Below are 20,051 nucleotides of genomic sequence, written 5' to 3'. Positions count from 1 at the left end.
GGAACTCAGCCGACCCGGCCGGTGATGTAGTCCTCGGTGCGACGATCCGCCGGCACGGAGAAAAGCTTGCTCGTGTCGGCATATTCAACGAGCCGACCGGGCTGGCCCGGACCTTCGACGGTGAAGAATGCCGTCATGTCGCTGACGCGGCTGGCCTGCTGCATGTTATGGGTGACGATGACGACAGTGTAGTCGTTTCGCAATTCACGGATGAGATCCTCGATGGCAAGTGTCGAAATCGGGTCGAGTGCCGAGCACGGCTCATCCATGAGCAGAACATCGGGTCGGACAGCGATGGCGCGGGCGATGCACAGTCGTTGCTGCTGACCCCCGGAGAGCGCGCCCGCTGGTCGGCGCAGCCGGTCCTTGACTTCGGACCACAAATGCGCGGCGGTAAGAGCCTCCTCGACAAGGTCGTCCATGTCTGCGCGTCGAACGCCGGCAAGGCGAAGACCTGCCGCGACATTGTCGTAGATGGACATGGTCGGAAATGGATTGGGGCGCTGAAACACCATCCCAACGGTCCGCCGGACAGTGACGACGTCGATGCGCGGATCGTAGATGTCCTCCCCGTCGAGCAGCACACGTCCGTGCACTTTGGCACCGGGGATGGTTTCATGGAGCCGGTTGATCGCCCGCAACACGGTCGACTTACCACAGCCGGATGGACCGATAATGGCGGTTACCGACTTCGGTTCTATAGTCATCGTGACGTCGGTGACCGCGACCCGGTCTCGATAGGAACACGACAGGTCAATCAGTTCTATGCGTTTAGCCACTCTTGCCTCCCAGGCGTCGACGTGCCAGCAGCCGGGCGGTGATGTAGAGCGTGACGATGGCGAGAATGAGGGTTGCCGCCGCAGCCCACGCGCGATCAACCGCGGGTTGATACGCCTGCTGTGCCTGGTTGAAAATCACCAGAGGGAGTGCACTCTGCTGACCGTGCAGCGGGTTCGTGTTGATGTACGCGTTGTCGAAGGCGGTGACGAGCAACGGGGCGGTTTCGCCGCAGACCCGTGCGACGGCCAGCATCACGCCGGTGACCAGGCCGCTCCTGGCGGTCGGCAGGACGATGAAGGCAATTACCCGCCAGCGTCGCAGGCCGAGTGCGTAGCCGGCTTCCCGAAGCGACGTCGGGACGGCGGCGATCATGTCTTGGCTGGACCGAATCACGACCGGGAGCATGAGAATGCTCAGCGCCAGGGCGGCGGCAAGTCCGGAGAATCCGCGGTGCAAGGAAATGACGAAGAAGGCGTAAACGAAGAGTCCGGCAACGATCGACGGAACCCCTGTCATGACGTCGACCAGGAAGCTCACCGCCCCGGCGAAGCGCGTGCCGACGCCATATTCGGCCAGGTAAATCGCCGCCGCCAGGCCGAGCGGCACGCTCACAAGGGTGGCGATGCCCACCTGCTCGATGGTTCCGATTGTTGCTGCGGCGATACCACCACCTGGCTGTGACGGGGGAACGCCCGCGAGCGAGTGGCTGAAGAAGATCCACGAAAAGTGCGTGACGCCACGGGACAGCGTGTAACCGACCACTAGAAACAACGGAACCGCGGCAAGGAGGAAAGCGCCGGCAATGAGAAGACTCATCGTGCCGCTCACGAGGCGCGAGCGAGCCCGGCGTTGGATTTTCGAGGCGGCCAACAGGCTGGACGCGGTCATACGATCGCGCTCCGCTCTTGAGCACCGGAACGTCGAATAATGAAGCGCGCGAGCAGCGCTGTGACGATCGTCATGCCGAACAGCACCAAGCCGCTTGCGATCAGCGCGGATCGCCCGGTCGGGCCGGCCTCGGCAAACTGCGTCGCGATATTCGCCGCGATGGTGTTCTTGCCGGGAACCAGAAGATGAAAGTCGATGGAAAAGGACGAACCAAGAACGAGTGCCACCGCGATTGTTTCACCAAGCGCGCGGCCGAGGCCCAACATGACGGCCCCGAAGAGTCCGAACCGGCTCACCGGCAGAACGGCTAACCGGATCATGTCCCACCGGGTGGCGCCGATGCCCAGCGCCGCCTCGCGCAAGCCGGGCTCAACCTGCAAGAAGATCTCGCGAGACACCGCCGCAATAATGGGAATGATCATGACGGCAAGAATGAGCGACACGGCGAAGATTGAGCGGCTTGGTTGGGCTGTTACTCCACGCGGATCACTGAAGAGCGGGATGAAGCCCAGCGTGCGGGCAAGGCCATGTTGTACCGGCGTTAGATGCGGCACGAGCCAATACAGGCCCCACAAGCCGTAAACCACGCTCGGGACCGCGGCGAGAAGGTCCACAAGATATCCGAGCCACGGGCCAACCCGCGGTGAGGCGTACTCAGTCGCGAACAGTGCAGTTCCCAACGCAACAGGTACGGCAATCACCAGGGCCAACGCTGCTGACAAAAAGGTACCGAACGCCAGGGCGGCGACACCGAATGCGGGCGGCGTGTTGTCCGGTAGCCAACGCGTCGTCGTCCAGAAGTTCGCGGTGTCCGCCCGGAGTGCGGGAACCGCCCGCCAGGCAAGAAAGATGATAATCGCGGCAAGCACGGCGAGTACGAAGCAAGCGGCCGCCCATACAGCGACATGGAAGACGCTGTCACCCGCAGCACCGCGGTGCCGGCGACGGCCCCCCGAAACCGCCGCCGGCACCGCACTCGGTTCGCTTCGCGTCATCGACGAATCACGAAATCGCATCGATCGAGGCTTGGACTTTCTGCGCAAGATCCGTCGGTAGCGGCGCGTAGCCGAGCGTAGATGCGAACTGCTGACCACCGGTCACTGCGTATGCCAAGTAGGACCGCAACAAGTTCACGGTATCTTTCGAGACGCTGCTCGGATAGGTAGAGCACACGATGACGTAGCTAACGGACGATATTGGATATGCTTGCGGGTCCGTCGGCAGGTAGTTCATCTTCGCGGAGAGGTCGTGCGCACTGCGCGGTTGGATCGTCGCGCCCTGAAGTGCTTTGCTGACGGTTTCCGACGTGAGGGCCACGTACTGACCGCCGGCATTCTTCACCAAGGCAAGCGGTAGCTTGTGCTGCAAGGCATATGCCTGCTCAGCATATGTGATCCCGCCCACGGTTTGAGCGACACCGGCGCTCACGCCCTCACTGCCCTTGGCGCCTTGCGCGGTAGACGGCCAGTTGAGGGTTTTCCCGGTCCCGAGGGTCCACTTCTTGCTGGCCGCGGCCATGAAGCTCGAGAAGATACCCGTCGTACCGGATGCATCCGACCGATAGAAGACGGTAATCGCCGTTGCGGGCAGCGACACTCCGGGGTTATCGGCGGCGATTTCAGGATCGTTCCACTTGGTTACTTTCCCTTGGAAGATGTCGGCAAGCGTGTCCGGTGAGAAACGCAAAGTGGTAATACCCGGAAGGTTGTACTGGATTCCGACCCCGCCTGCAGTGATCGGAAGGTGAATCGCCGGACTGGCGCAGCGCTTGTCGGCTGCCGCCTGTTCGTCGTCTTTCATCAGGACGTCAGAACCGGCGAAGTCCACCGTGCCGGCCGAGAATTGCTGGATTCCCGCGCCCGAACCAATCGACGAGTAGTTGATGGTTGCATTCTTGCAGCGGGAGATATACTCGGAGATCCATTTTTGCTGCATCGGAGCTTGGAACGTCGATCCACCGCCGGTCAGATTGCCGCTCTGACACTGGTCGGCGGACGGCGAGCCCGCTGCTGATGAGCTGCTCGTCCCTGTACCGGAGGAACTGCTTGCCGCAGGCGCGCTGGTTCCCGTGCTGCTCGCATATTTACTTGGCCCAGCTGCGTTGCTGTTGCTGCACGCGGCCAGTGCCAGAACTGCAAGTAGCACAGAACTGGTCACGGTCAGACGAGTACGTTTCACGCATTACTCCTTGGTCTCGCTGGGAACTCCAACGCCTGCCACGTTACGGGGGCTGTCGAAACGCTCCAGGACGGCAAAGTAAACAGCGGACGAATATTAGGCAAGGTCTCCCACCTCCGCGGTCCACTGACCGGTCACCTGGTAATTGACGTGGCGAGCCGCGGATACCAAGTGATCGGCGTACCGCTCGAAATATCTGCTCGCGTACGCGAGATCGATTGCCGTGTCGACGCCGTATGACCACGGCGTTTCGAGCATTTCCCGGAGGAGCGCGCGATGCAATGCGTCCATCGTGTCGTCATGGCGTTCCATCGACGCGGCACGGGCTGCATCGGCCGTCGCCAGGACCTCTTCTAACTCCCCGGCAATGCCGACCGCGGCTTCTCCCATCCGTGCGATCACCGGTCGGAGCGGCTCCGGAACGACCGTCATCGGATAGCGTCGGCGGGCAAGTTTCGCGAGATGCACCGCGTGGTCGCCGGCGCGCTCGAGATCTGCGACGATGCGCAAGCCGGCGGTGAGCACCCGGAGGTCGCTGGCGACGGGCTGCTGACGCGCGATAAGATCAACAATGCGCCGCTCGATGTCCCGTCGCATCTGATCGACATCGTCGTCTCCGTCGATGACCTCTTCAGCCACCGCGAGATCGCCTTCCAGGAGGGCGCGGCTCGCGCGAGACATTGCTGTCCGGACGCGGCGTGCGAGATCGACCATGTCGACCCGCAACGCATCGAGTTCTTCGTGGTAGGCGTCCCGCATTTCCTCCACCCGCGTCGATGACGATGTACCCGTTCGGATATTCGCGGGGCAAACTTGCCCGCGGGTGCATGCCGATTGACGTGCCGTGGAACATCAGGTAAACGAATGGCAAACGGGCGCCTGAGTCGGCATCGCTTCGTGTTCCGGATGTGATCGCCTACCATATAGCTGTGCGGAATAGCCGCTACGCCACCCGACCGGCCGTCGCGGACGACGGCGAATCTCGAGAGATCCTCGACACGGTCCTGCGTTCGCTCGAAGCAGCTGCGATCGTCACCGAAGGCGACCGTGTGGTCGTCTCCAATGAGGCGGCGGCGGCGTTGCGTCTGGTCTTTGACGGAAGGCTCACCTCTGGAGTTCTCGCGCAATTGGCGGCCGAGAGTCAGCGCGTGGGACGACGGGTGGTCGCCGAAATCGAGCTGCCGTGGGGTGAAACGGTGCGAGCCGTTCACGCGGTAGCGGCGCCGGTCCTCGACTCCAAGCGGGTGGTTCTGCTCGTGACCGACGTGGAGGAGTCACGTCGGGTCGAGGCGGTCCGGCGCGACTTCATTGCGAACGTGTCTCATGAGTTGAAGACGCCGGTTGGCGCCATGCTGCTCCTGGCGGAGGCAATTCGTGATGCGCAGGATGACCCAGCCGCCCTCACGCACTTCATCGACCGTCTCATTCATGAGGCCAACCGCCTGTCGCGATTGGTCAAGGAGTTGATTGACCTCTCGCGACTGCAGGGCGGCGATCCGCTGCCGGAATTGAGCGAGGTAAGAGTCAGTGACATCGTTTCGGACGCCGTCGAGCCGTTGCACGTTCGAGCGGAGGCGGCGGGCATCCGCCTGGAAGTGGCCATACCCGCAAACCTTTGCGTACTGGGGGATCGTCGTCAGCTGGCGACTGCGGTCACGAATCTCGTCGAGAACGCGATTGTTTATTCGTCCCGCGGCGGCCGGGTCGGCGTCGGCGCACGCGAGCGGGTCACGCCGGAGGGTCGGATCGTCGAAATCGCCGTCAGCGATAACGGCATCGGCATTGCCCGCGCGGACCAAGAGCGCATCTTCGAGCGGTTCTACCGGGTCGACCCTGGACGCTCCCGCGCCACCGGTGGAACAGGCCTCGGTCTGGCGATTGTGAAACACATTGTGAACAATCACGGCGGCCGTATCTCCGTCTGGAGCAAGCCGGGCACCGGCTCAACATTCACTCTGCATTTGCCCGCACCTGCATCGGACACAACGTCGTCGGTTACCGATCTGGTTACGCGCCCTGATAGCCCGGAACCGGGAGCGACACGTGATGACCGGTGAGGAGCAGCGCATGTCGCGCGGATCGGATATGACGCACGACACCGAGCAGCGAGCGGCGCACAGCCCGGGGCGTGCGGAGAGGGTGGGACGCCGTGGAGCGGTTCGACATCCTCGCTGAAATAAGGAAAGGGGAATGGTGACACAGCTGCTTGTCATCGAGGACGAGGAGTCATTCTCCGAGACTCTGGCGTACATGCTTCGCCGTGAAGGATTCGTCGTCCACACGGCAGGCTCGGGAACGGAGGGGCTGGAACTCTTTGAGCGGCAGGGCGCCGATCTCGTCCTGCTCGACCTCATGCTTCCCGGGCTGTCCGGGACAGATGTCTGCCGTCGGCTGCGGGAGCGCAGCAACGTTCCCATCATCATGCTGACTGCTCGGGACAGTGAGGTCGACAAGGTGGTCGGTCTCGAGCTCGGGGCCGATGACTACGTGACCAAGCCTTTCTCGTCGCGCGAGCTGGTAGCCCGAATTCGCGCCGTGCTCCGACGTCGGGACGGTGGCGGTGACGAACAGCGGACGACGGTCCTCGAGGCGGGTCCGGTCCGGATCGACATTGACCGGCACGTCGTACTGGTACGCGGCGCTCCCGTGCATCTTCCGCTCCGGGAGTTTGAGCTCCTCGAGATGCTGGTGCGTCACGCCGGACGGGTGCTCACCCGGCAACAGCTCATCGATCGGATCTGGGGCGGCGATTACGTCGGTGACACGAAAACCCTGGATGTCCATGTCAAGCGGCTGCGCAGCCGCATCGAAGACGACCCTTCCGAACCGCGGCACTTAGTGACCGTTCGCGGAGTTGGATACAAATTCGAGCCGTAACAGCATCCGGGACGACACCCACCCGTGGGCATGGACGATGCCCACCTGTCGGCAGGCAGGGATAATCGCCACCCTTGGGTGCGTGCCGTTTGGTCGACCGTGCGCCGGGTTCGTCGACAGGCAGGGATGATCGTCCTTCTTAGTGCGTGTTCCCGCCCTCGAAGGTGAGCATCTCGGGTCCGGTGCCTGGCTGAAGACCGCACCAACGTTGGTTTGCCGATGGCGGGGCCGGGTATAGCTGGCTCCAGTATCACCTCGACCTGAGGTGGGACCCGAGGAGGTATCCGATGGGTATCGGCGCAGCGATATTCCTGATGGCTGTCGGCGCCATCCTGACCTTCGCCGTCCACACGTCGGTCAGTGGCGTCTCCGTACAGACCATCGGAATAATCTTGATGGTGGCGGGCGCCATCGGACTCATCACGGTGCTCACCGTCTTCGCACCGCGACGTCGGACCCGCATCATCGAAACAACGCCGACGACGGCGCGTGAACACATCATCGAACGAGAGGACACGTACTAGGCCGCGGCCACCTCATCCGAGACATCTCTGCGGCCCGGATCCCCGGCTGTCACGCATTTCCACCGACACAACCCAATTCCGAACATAATGGAGGTTTCCATGGGTGTCGTTCTGCTCGTTCTCCTGCTCGCCTTGATTTTTGGCGGACTGGGATTCGCTCTTCACTGGCTTTGGATCATCGCAATTGTCTTCTTCCTCGCGTGGCTGGCCGGTTTCGCGTTCCGCTCCGGTTCTGGCTCGCGGTGGTACCGATGGTGACGACGATGCGCCCCACCGCTCCATAGCACCGTCTGGGCGACGGATCCGATAGCGCCGTTCGGCTGAGCATCAGCTACGCCGACCGGCGCTACAGTTTTCCCGCACACAGCCGATTTCTAAGAGGTGAATTTCCAGCAGCTGTGGCTGTCGGCGGCGTAGGTGGCGATGGGAGTCCGGATCCGGGCGGTCGTCAGCGCCGGCATTCTCGCCGGCGCCGCCGTCGTGCTTGCGGTACCCGCATCGCCGGCACGCGCTGCCACGCTCATCAACTGCGACACGGTATCGCATCAGTCTCAGGACTGGCGAACGTGCCAGCAGCTGGTCGGTACGGCCGCCTGCGCCTGGAACAACGGCGACGGCACCTGGACAATTGCCCTCGGATATCGCAACCCTACGGATTTCGACCTTTACGCCGCCGCGCCGACCAATGGCAGAGGCGGCGCCAACAACGCCCTGCGGGCCAATGGCGGCAGCGCCAGCAATCCCGGCCACATCACGACGTTCTGGACCGGCACGTCGACCACCGCATTCACCGTGACCTGGACCCCGGTGCCATGGAACCCGTACGTGGAGTGGGACCTGATGGGTCACCGGTACTTCTTCAGCACCACCACACAACCCACCTGCGCCAGTAAACCCGTACCGGTCACCGGCAACCTGACCGCCCTCTGGGTGGGACTCGGTCTTCTGGTCGCCACGTTCGCCGGTTTGAACAGACGCAGGATCCGCGCACTCGCCAACCGGGCCTGGTTGCGCAATTAGATCGACCGATGGCCGGGGCTGTCGATGAGGTGCGACGGCCAGCCGCTGCACCTTCGGTCACGGAGGCCGTGCGATCTGCCGCGGTCGCGATAACGCCTGACGGCCGGACGCTGAACCCGGCGCCGGTCTCGAGCCGGCGAGGGGAATCGAACCCCTAACCTTCCGATTACAAGTCGGATGCGCTGCCAATTGCGCCACGCCGGCTGCTGCCCACCCACGGCGGGCGGGTCACGCGGACCGAGCTCGATCCTAGCGGCTGCCCGCCACAGAGCCGGTGCTCGATCGCGTCGTCTGAGCCGCTTCCGGTCCACTCACCGACCCGACCAACCGGCCCGCGATCGGAGCGGGCGCGGACCGCGTCGGCCCGGGCACGTACGTCGGGACAGGCCGGGCCGGGGGCTACGCACGGAACGGCCGAGGCCAGCAGCCCCGGCCCGCCCGGACACGTGCGACCCGCCGCGACGCCCGGCACTCGCGCCGGCGACGACGCCACCCAGCCCCGGCCGACCGCAACCCGGCACGTCGGCCGACGAGATCTCCACCCAGCCACGCTCGATCGCTGCCCTGCCGAAGCCCGCGGCCGCTTCCTGCCCCGCCGACCCTGCTCCAACGCCACGCGCCTCCGCCCACCAACCCCGTGGCATCAGCCCGACCACAACCGCTGGGACGTGAGCCCGATCCGAACCCCCGTCATGGGAAAGTGGAATCATGCGCATGCAGTTCGCGTCAACGACCGATCCAGCCGAATTGCTCTCCCTGCCGTGGTCGTTGCCCCTCGAGCAGTGGCCGGCGGACCGGCTCGTCACGCTTCCCCGAGGCATCTCCCGCCACGTCGTCCGCTTCGTCCGGGTCAGCGGAACCGTTTATGCGATCAAGGAACTGCCCAAACAGACAGCCGAACGCGAGTACCGGATGCTCCGCGAGCTGGCCAAACGGGAAGTCCCGGTGGTGAAAGCGCGCGGCGTCGTCTTTGACCGAACCACCGACGACGGCCGGCCGCTCGACGCCGCCCTGGTCACCAAGCATCTGCGGTTCTCCCTGCCGTATCGGGCACTCTTCAGTCGGCGGCTGGAACCCGAGTTGACCAGCAAGCTTCTCGACGCGCTGGCCCAGCTCCTCGTCCGCCTCCACCTCGCTGGTTTTGCCTGGAAAGACTGCTCGTTGTCCAACACGCTGTTCCGACGGGACGCCGGTGCGCTGGCCGCCTACCTCGTGGACGCAGAAACCGGGGAGCTTCACGACCAACTGAGCGACGGCCAGCGTGCGCAAGACCTCGAGATCGCCTCGGTGAACATCGCCGGTGAACTGTACGACTTGGAGGCCGGCGGCCTGCTCGACGAAGCGATCGATCCCGCGGAGGTGGCCGATGACATCGTGCGGCGCTACGAAATGCTCTGGAATGAGCTGACCCGGGAGGAAATTCTCGGCCCCGACGAATTGTGGCGCATCGAGCAGCGGCTTCAGCGGCTCTCCGAGCTCGGTTTTGACGCCACCGAGATTCAAATCGTCGACGATCCGAAAGGCCGCCGCGTGAAATTCCAGACGCAGGTCGTCGAAGCCGGTCATCATCAACGGCGGCTTTACCAGCTCACCGGCCTGCGCGTCGAGGAGAATCAGGCGCGGCGGCTTCTCCAGGACCTCGATACGTTCCGTGCCACCGCCGTCATGCCCGGTGTCGACGTCGACGAGGAGACCGTCGCCCGCCATTGGCTCACCGACGTCTTTGAACCAGTCATCGAACAGATTCCGCCCGAACTGCGCGGAAAACTGGAACCAGCGGAGATTTTCCACGAAGTCCTCGAACACCGCTGGTTCATGTCCGAAGCCGCGGGTCACGACATCGGCATGGACGCCGCGACCCGCTCGTACATTGAAAATGTCCTGCGGTTCCGACCCGATGAGCAGGCCGTTCTCGGCACGCCGGCGGAAGAATTCGCCGAATCCCTCAAGGGGCGGTCACCCTGACAGCCGCTGGGAGAGCACGAACAGGGCAATTCCCGTCGCCACCGAAACGTTCAACGACTCGACGGTCCCGGTCATCGGAATCGATGCGACGACCGTGCACTTCTCCCGCACGAGCCGGGACAATCCCCTCCCTTCCGCGCCAACGACAAGAGCGACCGGCCCGCCACCGGCGTCGTCAGCCGCCTGCTGAATGGTCGTGTCGCCGTCAGCTGACAGTCCGACGACGGTGACATTCCGCTCAGCCAACGCGACGAGCACGCGGGCCATATTCGTCACCCGCGCCAGCGGCATGCGGGCCAAGGCGCCCGCCGACGCCTTCCACACCGCGGGCGTGACGCCAGCGGCCCTCCGCTTCGGCAGCAGCACCCCACTGGCGCCAAACGCCGCCGCACTGCGCACGATGGCGCCAAGATTTCGTGGATCCGTCACGCCATCGACAGCAAGAAGAAGGTGCGGTGCGCGCTCGAACGCGCGGTCTACGATCTCGCGCTCATCGGCATAAGTGAACGGCGGGACGACGACCACGACACCCTGGTGCCCGGTACCAGTCAGCCGGTCCAGTTCCCGGCGGGCGACGACCCGGATCTCGATGCCGTCGTGTTCGCACCGTTCGCGGATCTCCTGGACCCGTCGATCCGAATCGATCCCATCCGCAAGCAGCACCCGCCGAACCGGCACACCGGATCGCAGCGCTTCCACGGCAGGATTACGGCCGCCGATCAGCGTGTCCTCGCTGCGCATCACCGGATCATTCCACCGTCACGGCGACGCGTCACGGCAGGTCAAGGTCGCGAAGGTGCCATCGCGGACCGCTTGGCGTATCCTCGACCACAATTCCCGCGTCGGTCAACCGCGCACGCAGCGCATCAGCAGTGGCAAAATCCCGCCGTTGCCGAGCCGCTTCCCGTTCGTCCAGGACCAGCCGCGCGAGATTGTCGACAACGCGCCGCAGAGCGTCCAGCCGGGATCCGTCGTCCGGTGGGCGGAGACCCATGACGTCAAGCATTGCGGTCACCTCGCCGAGAAACCGGCGGACCGCCGTCTTGTCTGTCTCCGCCAAGGCCGCGTTTCCTTGCCGGACGACCGAATGCATGACGGCAAGCGCACGCGGCACCGCGAGGTCATCGTCAAGCGCGGCAACGAATTCGGGCGGCAGCCGGTCGATGAGACCCGTCTGCGGGTCGGCAGCCGGTAATTCACCCACCAACTCCTGGGCGCGCAGGAGAAAACCCTCGATACGCCGATACGCGGCGGCTGCCTCTTCCAGCGACTCTTCCGAAAAATCGAGCGTCGAGCGGTAATGCGCGCCGATGAGGTAATATCTCAGCTCAATCGGGCGGACGAGTTCGAGCAACTGGTCCATCGACAGCACGTTGCCAAGCGACTTGCTCATCTTTTCGCCGCGCAGCGTCACCAGACCGTTATGCAGCCAGTAGCGCGCGAAACCATCACCCGCCGCCTGCGACTGCGCGCATTCATTCTCATGGTGCGGGAAGAGGAGGTCCAGCCCGCCGCCGTGAATGTCGAAAGTCGAACCCAGATACGTCGTGGACATCGCCGAGCATTCGATGTGCCAGCCGGGCCGTCCAGGTCCCCACGGACTCTCCCATGACGGTTCGCCCGGCTTGGCACCCTTCCACAGCGCAAAATCCAACGGATCCCGCTTGTGGACGCCGTCAGACTCGCCGGCCTGCAGCGCGTCCGGATCCCGTCCGGAGAGCCCGCCGTACGCGGGAAAGGAGCGTACCGCGAAATACACATCCCCGCCGGCGGGGTACGCGTGACCGGCGTCGATCAGGCGGCGAATCAGCGCGATGATTTGCGGAATATGGCCGGTGGCCCACGGTTCGACGGTCGGCGGTACGCAACCGAGCAGACGATAAGCCGAATCAAAGAGGCGGTAATTCCGGTACGCGACCTGCCACCACGGAATTCCCTCCGCGGCCGCGACCCGCAGAATCTTGTCGTCAATATCGGTCACATTCCGGCAGAAGACGACGTCGTAGCCATGCACGGCAAGCCATCGGACGAGGACGTCAAAGACCAAGCCCGAACGCAGATGCCCGATGTGCGGCGGGGCTTGCACCGTGGCACCGCAGACATACATGGTCACGCGGGGCGGATCCGCGGGTTGGAATTCCCGCAGCCCTCGCGAACGGGTGTCGTGCAGACGGAGCGGCACGCGTCCCAGGGTACGGGGAGGAATGCCGCCGGCGGCGACCGGTTACCGGGCCGGGAACACTAGTGCCGTCGCGACAGCGGCCAGCCCGTCGCGGCGGCCGAGAAAGCCGAGGCCGTCCGTGGTGGCGGCCGAGAGGGCGATCGGTGCACCGACCGTCTCGGTGAGCAGCTGTTCCGCCTCGGTGCGCCGCTCCCGCAGCTTCGGCCTCTCGCCGAGCAGCTGCACCGCGGCGTTCCCGACGGCGTAGCCGGCGTCCCGTACTAACCGCACGGTCTCGGTGAGCAGCCGGGTGCCCGCGGCGTCCCGCCACTCCGGTTCCGCGGTACCGAACTGCGTGCCGAGATCCCCCAGGCCAGCGGCGGAGAGCAGCGCATTGCAGAGTGCGTGGATCACGACGTCCGCATCGGAGTGCCCGGCCAGTCCCGGCTCGCCGGGCCAGTGCAACCCGGCCAACCAGAGCGGACGGTCCGGGCTGAACGGGTGAACGTCAACCCCGATGCCGACCCGGGGCAGCAGCGCGGCGGTCATCGCACACCTCGCAGGCCGCCGGCGGGCCACCCGGCGTCCCGCGCCTGGTTCGGCGACGGCGTGCGGCGCTCGGCCAGGAGGGCCTCGGCCCGGATGACATCCACGGCGTGCCGAACCGCGAACGCCTCGGCTGCACCGCCGACAGCCTGGACTTTCCCGCCGCTGCGCCGAAGAGCGGCAACCTCCGCCGCCGGCCCGGCGAGGTCGTCGGAGCCGCGCAGCACGGCGAGCAGGACGTCCCGGCGGAACGCGCGGGGTCCTTGGATTTCTCGGAGCTGCTCCCGAGGCAGGGTGGCAACGACCCGCCCATGCTCGTCAACCTGCTTGACGGTATCGGTCACGGGGACAACGGGAACGGCTGCATCCGCCCCGCTCCGGACCGCTTCGACAACCCGGGTGATGACCTCGGCCGGAACGAGAGGGCGGTTGGCATCCTGCACCGCGACGACATCGGTTTCGAGGACGGCTAACCCGTGGGCAATCATCGCCTTGCGATCCGCCGCCGCAACCGAAACGACCCGCAGGCCCGGCGCGGCAGGCAGATGCGCACCGAGCACGGCAGGTACGTCGTCCACGTGGGAGTCGGTGACGACGACGCACGGACCAGTGAGCACCTCGATGAGCGCACGCACGACACCCACGATCATGGGAACGCCGCCGATGGGATGCACCGGCGAGATGTCGGTACGACCGGGCGCCGCCACCGGGATAACCGCCCCGACGGTCACGTGACGCCGTCCCGGATGGCCGCGGACTGACTGTCGGTGGCGTGGAGAGCGCCGTTCGGCGAGTGCGACGCGGGATGCCCGAAGACCATGCGGCCGTTCGCGGTCGTCAGGACGCTCGTGACCCGCACGGTGACCTCCTGGCCGATCCGATCACGGCACCGCTCGGCCACGACCATCGTCCCGTCGTCCAGATAGCCGACGGCTTGGCCCGGTTCCTTTCCCGGCCGAAGCAAGTGCACGACGACATCTTCACCCGCGACCACCGGCGGCCGCAGGGCCAACGCGAGCGCGTGCAGATTCATGACGTGCACCCCGGCAAGCGCGGCGACCCGCGCAAGGTTGGTGTCCAGCGTGAGCAGGGCGTAATCCCCATCCAGTGCAAGCCGAACCAGCTTTGCGTCGACGTCCGGAACGGTCGGCAGGTCGTCCTCCAGGATCTGGATGTCGACGTCCGGCTCATGCGCCAGCGTTTCGAGGGTCTGCAGACCCCGGCGGCCCTTCGCCCGGCGCAGGTCATCGGCGGCGTCGGCGAGCGCCTGCAGTTCACCGAGCACAGCGGTGGGCACCAGCAGGGTGCCGTGCAGGAAACCAGCGCGGACGACGTCCACGATCCGGCCGTCGATCGCTACCGAGGTGTCCAGGAGTCGCGGCAGGGCGGCAGTCGGCACGGCCTTCGGCCGGAGGCCCGCCCGGATGGCGAAGATTCGGAGCATGTCGTCGCGGCGCGCCGATCCGAGCCGGTAGCCGAGCAGTCCAACAACCGCAACCGCGAAGCCGAAGAGCGGCAACGCGAAGAGCGGCTTGAGGACGAGGAAGACCGGCCACGCCAGTCCGGCGCCGACCGCGACTCCGAGCATGCCGCCGAAGACGCCGGCCACCAGGTGCTCGGCCGACACCCCCCGGAGCGCCTCCTCGGTCCGGCTTACCGCGGAAATCGCGGTGCGGCCGAGCACGCCGCCGAGCACGTAGCCGAGTCCGGAGCCGACGATGATGCCGATGGCTGCGCCGTTGAACGGCCCAAGGACGTTATGCGAGTCCCCGACAGCCCGCGCGGCTTCGTACCCGACTCCGGCGAAGAACGCGACGACAAGAAGCCGCAGCACCTCGACCACGCCACTCGGCGTCTTCGGTGAACGGTTGGCACCGGACCGCATGACTCGCTCCACGAGAAGTTGGCGGGGGCGCCCGCCGAGAGCGAAGCGCCGCCTCATGATAGAGGTCGGCATCGGCGCCGTCCGCTGAACGGCGTAACCGCAGCAAACATCGCACCGCGTCAGGGCGATGAGACCTGGTCACGGCGATGAGGCGCGCGGAAACCCGTCGCAACAGCGTGACGGGCCTTGATCAGGTCAGCCGTGTCGGTGCAACCCCTAAAGGGGTGGAGAACAGGCCCGAAGGCTAGGAACCGAGCACCTCGTCGAGGATCGCCTCAGCCTTGTCTTCGTTCGTGCCTTCGGCCAGCGCAAGTTCGCTGACAAGAATCTGCCGCGCCTTCGCGAGCATCCGCTTCTCGCCAGCCGAAAGTCCACGGTCTCGATCACGACGCCAGAGATCTCGGACAACCTCCGCGACCTTGTTGACGTCGCCCGAGGCAAGCTTCTCCAGGTTGGCCTTGTACCGGCGGGACCAGTTGGTCGGCTCCTCGGTGTGGGGAGCGCGAAGCACTTCGAAGACACGGTCAAGACCGTCTTGGCTCACCACGTCGCGAACCCCGACGAATTCGGCATTTTCCGCAGGAACGCGGACGGTAAGGTCACCCTGGGCGACCTTCAAGACCAGATACGTCTTCTCCTGGCCGTTAATGACCCGCGTTTCGATTGCTTCGATCAGTGCGGCCCCGTGGTGGGGGTAGACGACCGTCTCGCCAACCTTGAAAGTCATATGGCATAAACCCCTTCCGCTGTGTAGAGGATACCACGCGTGGTCGATCGGCTCAGTCGGTTCGTTCTCCTGGGCAGCGGACGGTCGCATCCTTCACGCCACCATGACGACGCGAGAGAACACCGTTCCCCCCAGAGCAGCGGACGGCCTATCCGCGCCGGTTGGCAATGGTTTCCTGTTTTTCGACAGCTGCGGGAACCGCGGAACACCCAGACCGCGGTCCACATCACCCAATCGGGTGCCGGGAGAGCGGATACTGAAGCGATGGGACCGTCCGAATCATCAGATTCTTCCGGGTTGACCGGTCCGAGTGACGAGCCGATCGTCGTCCCGGACGACGCGCGCGAGCTTGAGCGCGACCTGGAGGCGTGGCGACGTGAGCAACGCTGGCAGCGACGCCGCCGCCGGTTGGAGCGATGGCTGCTCATCGACTGGCTGCGCCGGCGGCGTCTCATCGTCCCCGTCGCCGTGTTTGCTCTCGTCGTTTTCGCGATCGCGACGACCATCATCGGCGTCCTGGTCCCCGGCGGCACGCGGCCGAGCCCACCGCCGATCGCTCTGGCGCTCGCCTCGCCGCAGGCACCGGTGGGTCACGTCGGCGGATTGCTCCCCGATGCGCTGCTGGTCTCCACGAGCGGGCCGACCGGGACACGGGATTTGCGGCCCGGCGTCTTTGCCATCGTTCCCGGCCGTTGCCAGTGCACGGTCGCCTTGGAACGGTTGGTCAACGCGGCTGCGATCAACCGCCTCACCGTTTTCCTCGTCGGCGGCGCGGGCGAGCGCACCTGGCTGCTCTCCACCGCGCAACGGCTCGGTCCGACCGTGGTGCCCGTCGTCGACCCCGCCGGCGTGTTGACCGGTGAATATCGGGCTTCGCCGCTCACCGTCATCGCCGTACATGCCGACGGCGTCATCGCGAAGATCATTCCGGATTTCACCGCCGCAACCACGCTCGGTCCAACCCTGGCGACCCTGCGGCAACCCGGGAGTTCGGCAGCTCAGGCGGGTGGATAAGCTTCCGCCGTGCACCGATCGGCTCGCCGCATCCTCGGCGGATTCTGCCTGCTGCTGCTGGCGACTGCGCTCACGGCTTGCGAGACGGGCGCAAACGCGCCACTGGAGAACGCAATTGCCAACTTCCAAGCAGCGGCAACCGACGTCTCTGCACAACTCCTCGTGCGCGATGCACAAATTCTGCTGCCGAACGACGATGTCGCACCGGCTGGGACCTTCGCGTACGTGCAGTTCAGTGTGATCAACCATGGCTCCCGGCCCGATACGCTCGTCGGGGTCACGGTGACCGGTCGCGGCGCGCCGACGCCAGTCGGAAGCGCCAGCCCGCTTGGCTCGCCGACGATTCCACCGGCCGCCTCGGTACAGCCGGGGGTGGAACGAATCACGGTCTTGATCGGGCCGCTTGACACCGAACTGCGGGCAGGGGAGACGGTCGATGTTTCTCTCGACTTCCGCATCAACGGCCCGGTGACCGGCCTGCTGGTACCGGTGATCGGCGCGGCGGCCGCTGGGACGTTCCTGCCCAGTCCTCCGCCGGACATTGCCGCGTCCCCGTCTAACGCGCCTGAGACCACGCCGTCAGCCACCTCGGCGCCTGAAACTACGCCGACGTCCTCCGCGACGAGTTGACCACACCGGCGCGCAGGCTATCCAAAGCGTCGCCGGAGGACGCACGCGTCGCTGCCCGGACCTAGCGCCCTATCGTCGACGGGACGATGGCATGCCGCGGCCGAGGCACCAGAGCGTCGCTGACGGCTGCGGCGGACGACGACCGTTCACCACATCGGAGGAGCCGGGACTATCGGCCTTGATTGGCGACGGCCGCTGCCGCGGCCGCCGCCGCTTCGGGATCGAGGTATTCCCCGCCGCGGACCTGCGGACGCAGCGTTGCGTCAAAGCGGTACACGAGCGGAATGCCGGTGGGAATGTTCAGTCCGACGACGTCGGCGTCCGACATCTGGTCGAGGTGTTTGACCAGCGCCCGCAACGAATTCCCGTGAGCCACGACGAGGACGTCCTTGCCGGCGAGCAGATCCGGCACGATGGCGTCATACCAGTACGGCAGGAGCCGCACAACGACGTCCTTGAGGCACTCGGTCTTCGGTAACAATTCGGCCGGCAGCTCGGCATAGCGGGGATCCCCGGTCTGCGCGTACGGATCGTCGTCCGCGATCGGCGGCGGCGGCACGTCGTAGGACCGCCGCCAGAGCATGAATTGCTCCTCGCCGAAAGCCTGCAGGGTGGCTTTTTTGTCCTTGCCCTGCAGCGCGCCATAGTGCCGCTCGTTCAGCCGCCAACTCCGGCGAACCGGCAGCCACGACCAGCCGGCGGCGTCCAAGGCGATATTCGCCGTCCGGATGGCGCGGCGCAACACCGAGGTGTGAACGATGTCGGGGCGCTCGGCGCGCTCAGCCAACATCCGGCCGGCCGCCGCAGCCTCCTGCTCTCCCTTCGGCGACAGGTCGACGTCGACCCAACCGGTGAACTGATTGGTGGCGTTCCACTCGCTTTCGCCATGCCGCAACAAGATGAGGGCTCCGGGTTGTCCATCACGCATACCCGTAGCCTGCCAGACAGATCCGCTCGCCCAGCCGCCGGCCTGCCGCCCATCCGGCACGGCAATAGTCCGCAAGCGTCGGGCTGGGGCCTGGCCGCCCGTGCCCGACCGCTAGGTCACGGTCCGGTCCGGGATTGCCGTCCGGCGCGTCCGGTCAGGAGCCGGTCTCCGTGGCCGGACGCCGGCGTGCGCCACCCCTGCGGCGGAACTGCACACCCGCATCGATGAGCAATCGGCGGACCCGGCCGATGCTGTATCCGGTTTCGCGGCAGATTTCGCGAATGCTCTTGCCGTCGCGGTACCGCTGCAGGAGGTAGTACCCGACGTCGAGACGCTCCCGACCGGAGAGACGCTGCCCACGACGAAGGAAGGGAATGTGCTCCATTCCGGCATAGTGACACGGAACGCCGTTGATCGCCACGTCCTCCCGCCGGTCATGCGATGAGAATTCCCTTAGACCGCACGGCTTGCCGCAGCACAGAGCCCAGGTCCGCGGGGTTGACCCAGCCACCGCACAGGACGTCGGACCGTCGGGTCACCGCGCCCCCGCACACAGCACAGGTCCGGGGTTGACCTAGCCCACGCGGCTCGCCAGCCGCTGTGTCGCCGCGGTCCGGCGCTCAGCCAGGGCATCCCGGTACACGCCCAGAATGCCCTCGACGGTGTTGTCCCAGTGAAACCGCATGGCGTGAGCGACCGCGCCGCGGACGAGCTCGGCCCGCAGACCCGGGTCGAGAAGGCGGCCGATTGCGCCGGCGTACCTCGCGGGGTCGTGGCCGTCGACGAGCAGACCGCTCTCGCCGTCCCGCACCGCCGTCGTCAGACCGCCGACCCGGGCGGCCACCACCGGCGTGCCGCAGGCTTGCGATTCCAGTGCCACCAAGCCAAACGATTCGCTGTGGGACGGAACAATCGTCACCGTCGCGGCGCGATAGAACTCGACGAGCCTATCCGGCGGCATCGGAGGGGCGAAAATGACGGCATCGGCAACCCCGAGATCGGCAGCGAGCGCGCGCAACCGTTCCGGCTCCGTGCTGCGCGACCCGCTCGGACCTCCCACAATGACGAGGCGGAACGTCGAACGCATTCCCGGATGGGTGGAGAGAAATTCGGCTGCGGCGCGAACCGCGATGTCCGGCCCTTTGAGCGGTTGGAGGCGTCCCACGAACAAGACGACGCACCCGTCGATGGGAAGGCCCAGCCGACGGCGAGCCCGGGCGCTGTCACCGGGCCGGAAGATCGCCGTTTCGACGCCGGGCGGTACCACGCGGATCCGATCGGGCTCGGCGCCGTAAAGGTCAACGAGCTGCCTCGCCTCAGTCCAGGTGTTAGTCACCAGCCGATCCGCGGCGGCGACAACGTCGGCTTCTCCGATGACACGTCGGCCCGGTTCCGGCACATCGCCTTCGGCGAGCGCGGCGTTCTTGACTTTCGCCAAGGTGTGCATGGTGTGGACGAGGGGCACCCCCCACCGCTGGCTCGCCACCCGGCCAACCTCACCGGAGAGCCAGTAATGGGAGTGGATGACGTCGTACCAGCCGGGTTCACGCATCGCCTCCGCACGAAGCACCGCGGCGGTGAACGCACACAGATGCACCGGAAGCTCGTCTTTGGGCAGCGGTTCCAACGGCCCGGCGACGACATTGCGGACGGTGACCCCCGGAGCGAGTCGTTGCTGCGGCGGTAGGTCCCGCCGGGTGGCCCGGGTGAACACGTCAACGTCAATACCGCGGGATGCCAACCGCCGGGCGATTTGCGCCACGTACACGTTGAGGCCGCCGGCATCGCCACACCCAGGGATCTCCAGCGGCGAGGTGTGGACGGCGATCATCGCGACGCGTCGCGGCGTCCACGGAGCACCCGCCGAAGCAGCGACCGTGCGGTGCCGTGCATGCTCGGGAGCCGACAGCCAACGCGGCACGGTGCCT

At 65.8% G+C, this 20,051-nt stretch carries 22 protein-coding genes and 1 tRNA gene; 8 read left to right on the top strand and 15 right to left on the bottom strand.

Annotated elements, in window-relative coordinates; genetic code table 11:
- Positions 1-5 precede the first annotated feature (5 nt).
- From pstB to phoU, 5 genes are all read right to left on the bottom strand, one after another.
- Positions 6-779 carry a phosphate ABC transporter ATP-binding protein PstB gene (gene pstB / locus ACEL_RS00500; protein WP_011718934.1) on the bottom strand — a complete coding sequence of 258 codons (774 nt, stop codon included), beginning with the start codon at positions 777-779 and terminating at the stop codon, positions 6-8.
- The gene (gene pstA, locus ACEL_RS00495; protein WP_011718933.1) at positions 772-1,668 is read right to left on the bottom strand and encodes a phosphate ABC transporter permease PstA; all 897 of its coding nucleotides are present in this window, start codon (positions 1,666-1,668) and stop codon (positions 772-774) included. Before pstA ends, pstB begins: the two co-directional genes overlap by 8 nt.
- Positions 1,665-2,663, bottom strand: a complete 999-nt coding sequence (gene pstC, locus ACEL_RS00490; RefSeq protein ID WP_011718932.1) for a phosphate ABC transporter permease subunit PstC — start codon at positions 2,661-2,663, stop codon at positions 1,665-1,667. Before pstC ends, pstA begins: the two co-directional genes overlap by 4 nt.
- Positions 2,664-2,670: 7 nt before the next feature.
- Positions 2,671-3,846 carry a phosphate ABC transporter substrate-binding protein PstS gene (gene pstS / locus ACEL_RS00485; protein WP_011718931.1) on the bottom strand — a complete coding sequence of 392 codons (1,176 nt, stop codon included), beginning with the start codon at positions 3,844-3,846 and terminating at the stop codon, positions 2,671-2,673.
- 96 nt (positions 3,847-3,942) lie between these two features.
- Complete coding sequence (gene phoU, locus ACEL_RS00480) at positions 3,943-4,605, bottom strand: phosphate signaling complex protein PhoU (protein ID WP_011718930.1); 663 nt, start codon at positions 4,603-4,605, stop codon at positions 3,943-3,945.
- Positions 4,606-4,775: 170 nt separating this feature from the next.
- Here phoU and ACEL_RS00475 point away from each other — a divergent pair, with 170 nt between their 5' ends.
- The 5 genes from ACEL_RS00475 to ACEL_RS00455 all read left to right on the top strand — a co-directional run bounded on the left by ACEL_RS00475 (position 4,776) and on the right by ACEL_RS00455 (position 8,267).
- A complete protein-coding gene (locus ACEL_RS00475) occupies positions 4,776-5,903 on the top strand; it encodes a sensor histidine kinase (RefSeq protein WP_169303174.1) in 1,128 nt (375 codons plus the stop codon).
- A 136-nt stretch (positions 5,904-6,039) separates the two neighbouring features.
- On the top strand, positions 6,040-6,723 hold the full coding sequence (locus ACEL_RS00470) for a response regulator (RefSeq protein WP_041835148.1): 684 nt from the start codon (positions 6,040-6,042) through the stop codon (positions 6,721-6,723).
- Positions 6,724-7,010: 287 nt separating this feature from the next.
- Positions 7,011-7,247 (top strand): DUF6458 family protein, encoded by a 237-nt coding sequence (locus tag ACEL_RS00465; protein WP_011718927.1) that lies wholly within the window; start codon positions 7,011-7,013, stop codon positions 7,245-7,247.
- 99 nt (positions 7,248-7,346) lie between these two features.
- The gene (locus tag ACEL_RS00460) at positions 7,347-7,505 is read left to right on the top strand and encodes a hypothetical protein (protein ID WP_041835147.1); all 159 of its coding nucleotides are present in this window, start codon (positions 7,347-7,349) and stop codon (positions 7,503-7,505) included.
- 165 nt (positions 7,506-7,670) lie between these two features.
- Entirely contained in the window at positions 7,671-8,267 is a 597-nt protein-coding gene (locus ACEL_RS00455; RefSeq protein WP_011718925.1) for a hypothetical protein, read from the top strand.
- A 131-nt stretch (positions 8,268-8,398) separates the two neighbouring features.
- On the opposite strand, the gene ACEL_RS00450 is transcribed toward ACEL_RS00455, so the two are convergent.
- Positions 8,399-8,471 (bottom strand) — tRNA-Thr (locus ACEL_RS00450).
- A gap of 504 nt (positions 8,472-8,975) precedes the next feature.
- Between ACEL_RS00450 and ACEL_RS00445 the strand changes: the two genes are divergently transcribed.
- A complete protein-coding gene (locus ACEL_RS00445) occupies positions 8,976-10,232 on the top strand; it encodes a DUF4032 domain-containing protein (protein WP_011718924.1) in 1,257 nt (418 codons plus the stop codon).
- Here ACEL_RS00445 and rlmB read toward each other — a convergent pair.
- From rlmB to ACEL_RS00415, 6 genes are all read right to left on the bottom strand, one after another.
- Positions 10,224-10,973: a 23S rRNA (guanosine(2251)-2'-O)-methyltransferase RlmB gene (gene rlmB, locus ACEL_RS00440; protein WP_049751306.1), complete on the bottom strand. Its 750-nt coding sequence runs from the start codon at positions 10,971-10,973 to the stop codon at positions 10,224-10,226. The two genes, ACEL_RS00445 and rlmB, sit on opposite strands and share 9 nt — an antisense overlap.
- A gap of 31 nt (positions 10,974-11,004) precedes the next feature.
- Positions 11,005-12,414, bottom strand: coding sequence for a cysteine--tRNA ligase (cysS, locus tag ACEL_RS00435; protein ID WP_011718922.1), 1,410 nt, complete (start codon positions 12,412-12,414; stop codon positions 11,005-11,007).
- Between the two features lie 42 nt (positions 12,415-12,456).
- On the bottom strand, positions 12,457-12,942 hold the full coding sequence (ispF, locus tag ACEL_RS00430; RefSeq protein ID WP_011718921.1) for a 2-C-methyl-D-erythritol 2,4-cyclodiphosphate synthase: 486 nt from the start codon (positions 12,940-12,942) through the stop codon (positions 12,457-12,459).
- The gene (locus ACEL_RS00425) at positions 12,939-13,646 is read right to left on the bottom strand and encodes an IspD/TarI family cytidylyltransferase (RefSeq protein WP_148204485.1); all 708 of its coding nucleotides are present in this window, start codon (positions 13,644-13,646) and stop codon (positions 12,939-12,941) included. Before ACEL_RS00425 ends, ispF begins: the two co-directional genes overlap by 4 nt.
- A 20-nt stretch (positions 13,647-13,666) precedes the next feature.
- Entirely contained in the window at positions 13,667-14,824 is a 1,158-nt protein-coding gene (locus ACEL_RS00420; RefSeq protein ID WP_011718919.1) for a PIN/TRAM domain-containing protein, read from the bottom strand.
- A 244-nt stretch (positions 14,825-15,068) separates the two neighbouring features.
- Positions 15,069-15,551, bottom strand: a complete 483-nt coding sequence (locus ACEL_RS00415) for a CarD family transcriptional regulator (RefSeq protein WP_011718918.1) — start codon at positions 15,549-15,551, stop codon at positions 15,069-15,071.
- A 297-nt stretch (positions 15,552-15,848) separates the two neighbouring features.
- Here ACEL_RS00415 and ACEL_RS11255 point away from each other — a divergent pair, with 297 nt between their 5' ends.
- Together ACEL_RS11255 and ACEL_RS00405 are read left to right on the top strand one after the other, a co-directional pair.
- Positions 15,849-16,565 (top strand): hypothetical protein, encoded by a 717-nt coding sequence (locus ACEL_RS11255; RefSeq protein WP_049751305.1) that lies wholly within the window; start codon positions 15,849-15,851, stop codon positions 16,563-16,565.
- Positions 16,566-16,574: 9 nt separating this feature from the next.
- Positions 16,575-17,195 carry a copper chaperone PCu(A)C gene (locus ACEL_RS00405; RefSeq protein ID WP_011718916.1) on the top strand — a complete coding sequence of 207 codons (621 nt, stop codon included), beginning with the start codon at positions 16,575-16,577 and terminating at the stop codon, positions 17,193-17,195.
- A gap of 169 nt (positions 17,196-17,364) precedes the next feature.
- Here ACEL_RS00405 and ACEL_RS00400 read toward each other — a convergent pair whose 3' ends face one another.
- From ACEL_RS00400 to mshA, 3 genes are all read right to left on the bottom strand, one after another.
- Complete coding sequence (locus ACEL_RS00400) at positions 17,365-18,123, bottom strand: phosphoglyceromutase (RefSeq protein ID WP_011718915.1); 759 nt, start codon at positions 18,121-18,123, stop codon at positions 17,365-17,367.
- Between the two features lie 154 nt (positions 18,124-18,277).
- Positions 18,278-18,544 (bottom strand): helix-turn-helix domain-containing protein, encoded by a 267-nt coding sequence (locus ACEL_RS00395; protein WP_202943374.1) that lies wholly within the window; start codon positions 18,542-18,544, stop codon positions 18,278-18,280.
- Between the two features lie 153 nt (positions 18,545-18,697).
- Complete coding sequence (mshA, locus tag ACEL_RS00390) at positions 18,698-20,044, bottom strand: D-inositol-3-phosphate glycosyltransferase (RefSeq protein WP_011718913.1); 1,347 nt, start codon at positions 20,042-20,044, stop codon at positions 18,698-18,700.
- Positions 20,045-20,051: the final 7 nt, after the last annotated feature.

The sequence above is a fragment of the Acidothermus cellulolyticus 11B genome (genome assembly GCF_000015025.1).
Taxonomy (GTDB): Bacteria; Actinomycetota; Actinomycetes; order Acidothermales; family Acidothermaceae; genus Acidothermus; species Acidothermus cellulolyticus.
Note: the sequence above shows the minus strand (reverse complement) of the source record. Positions and strands in the feature narration are given on the sequence as shown.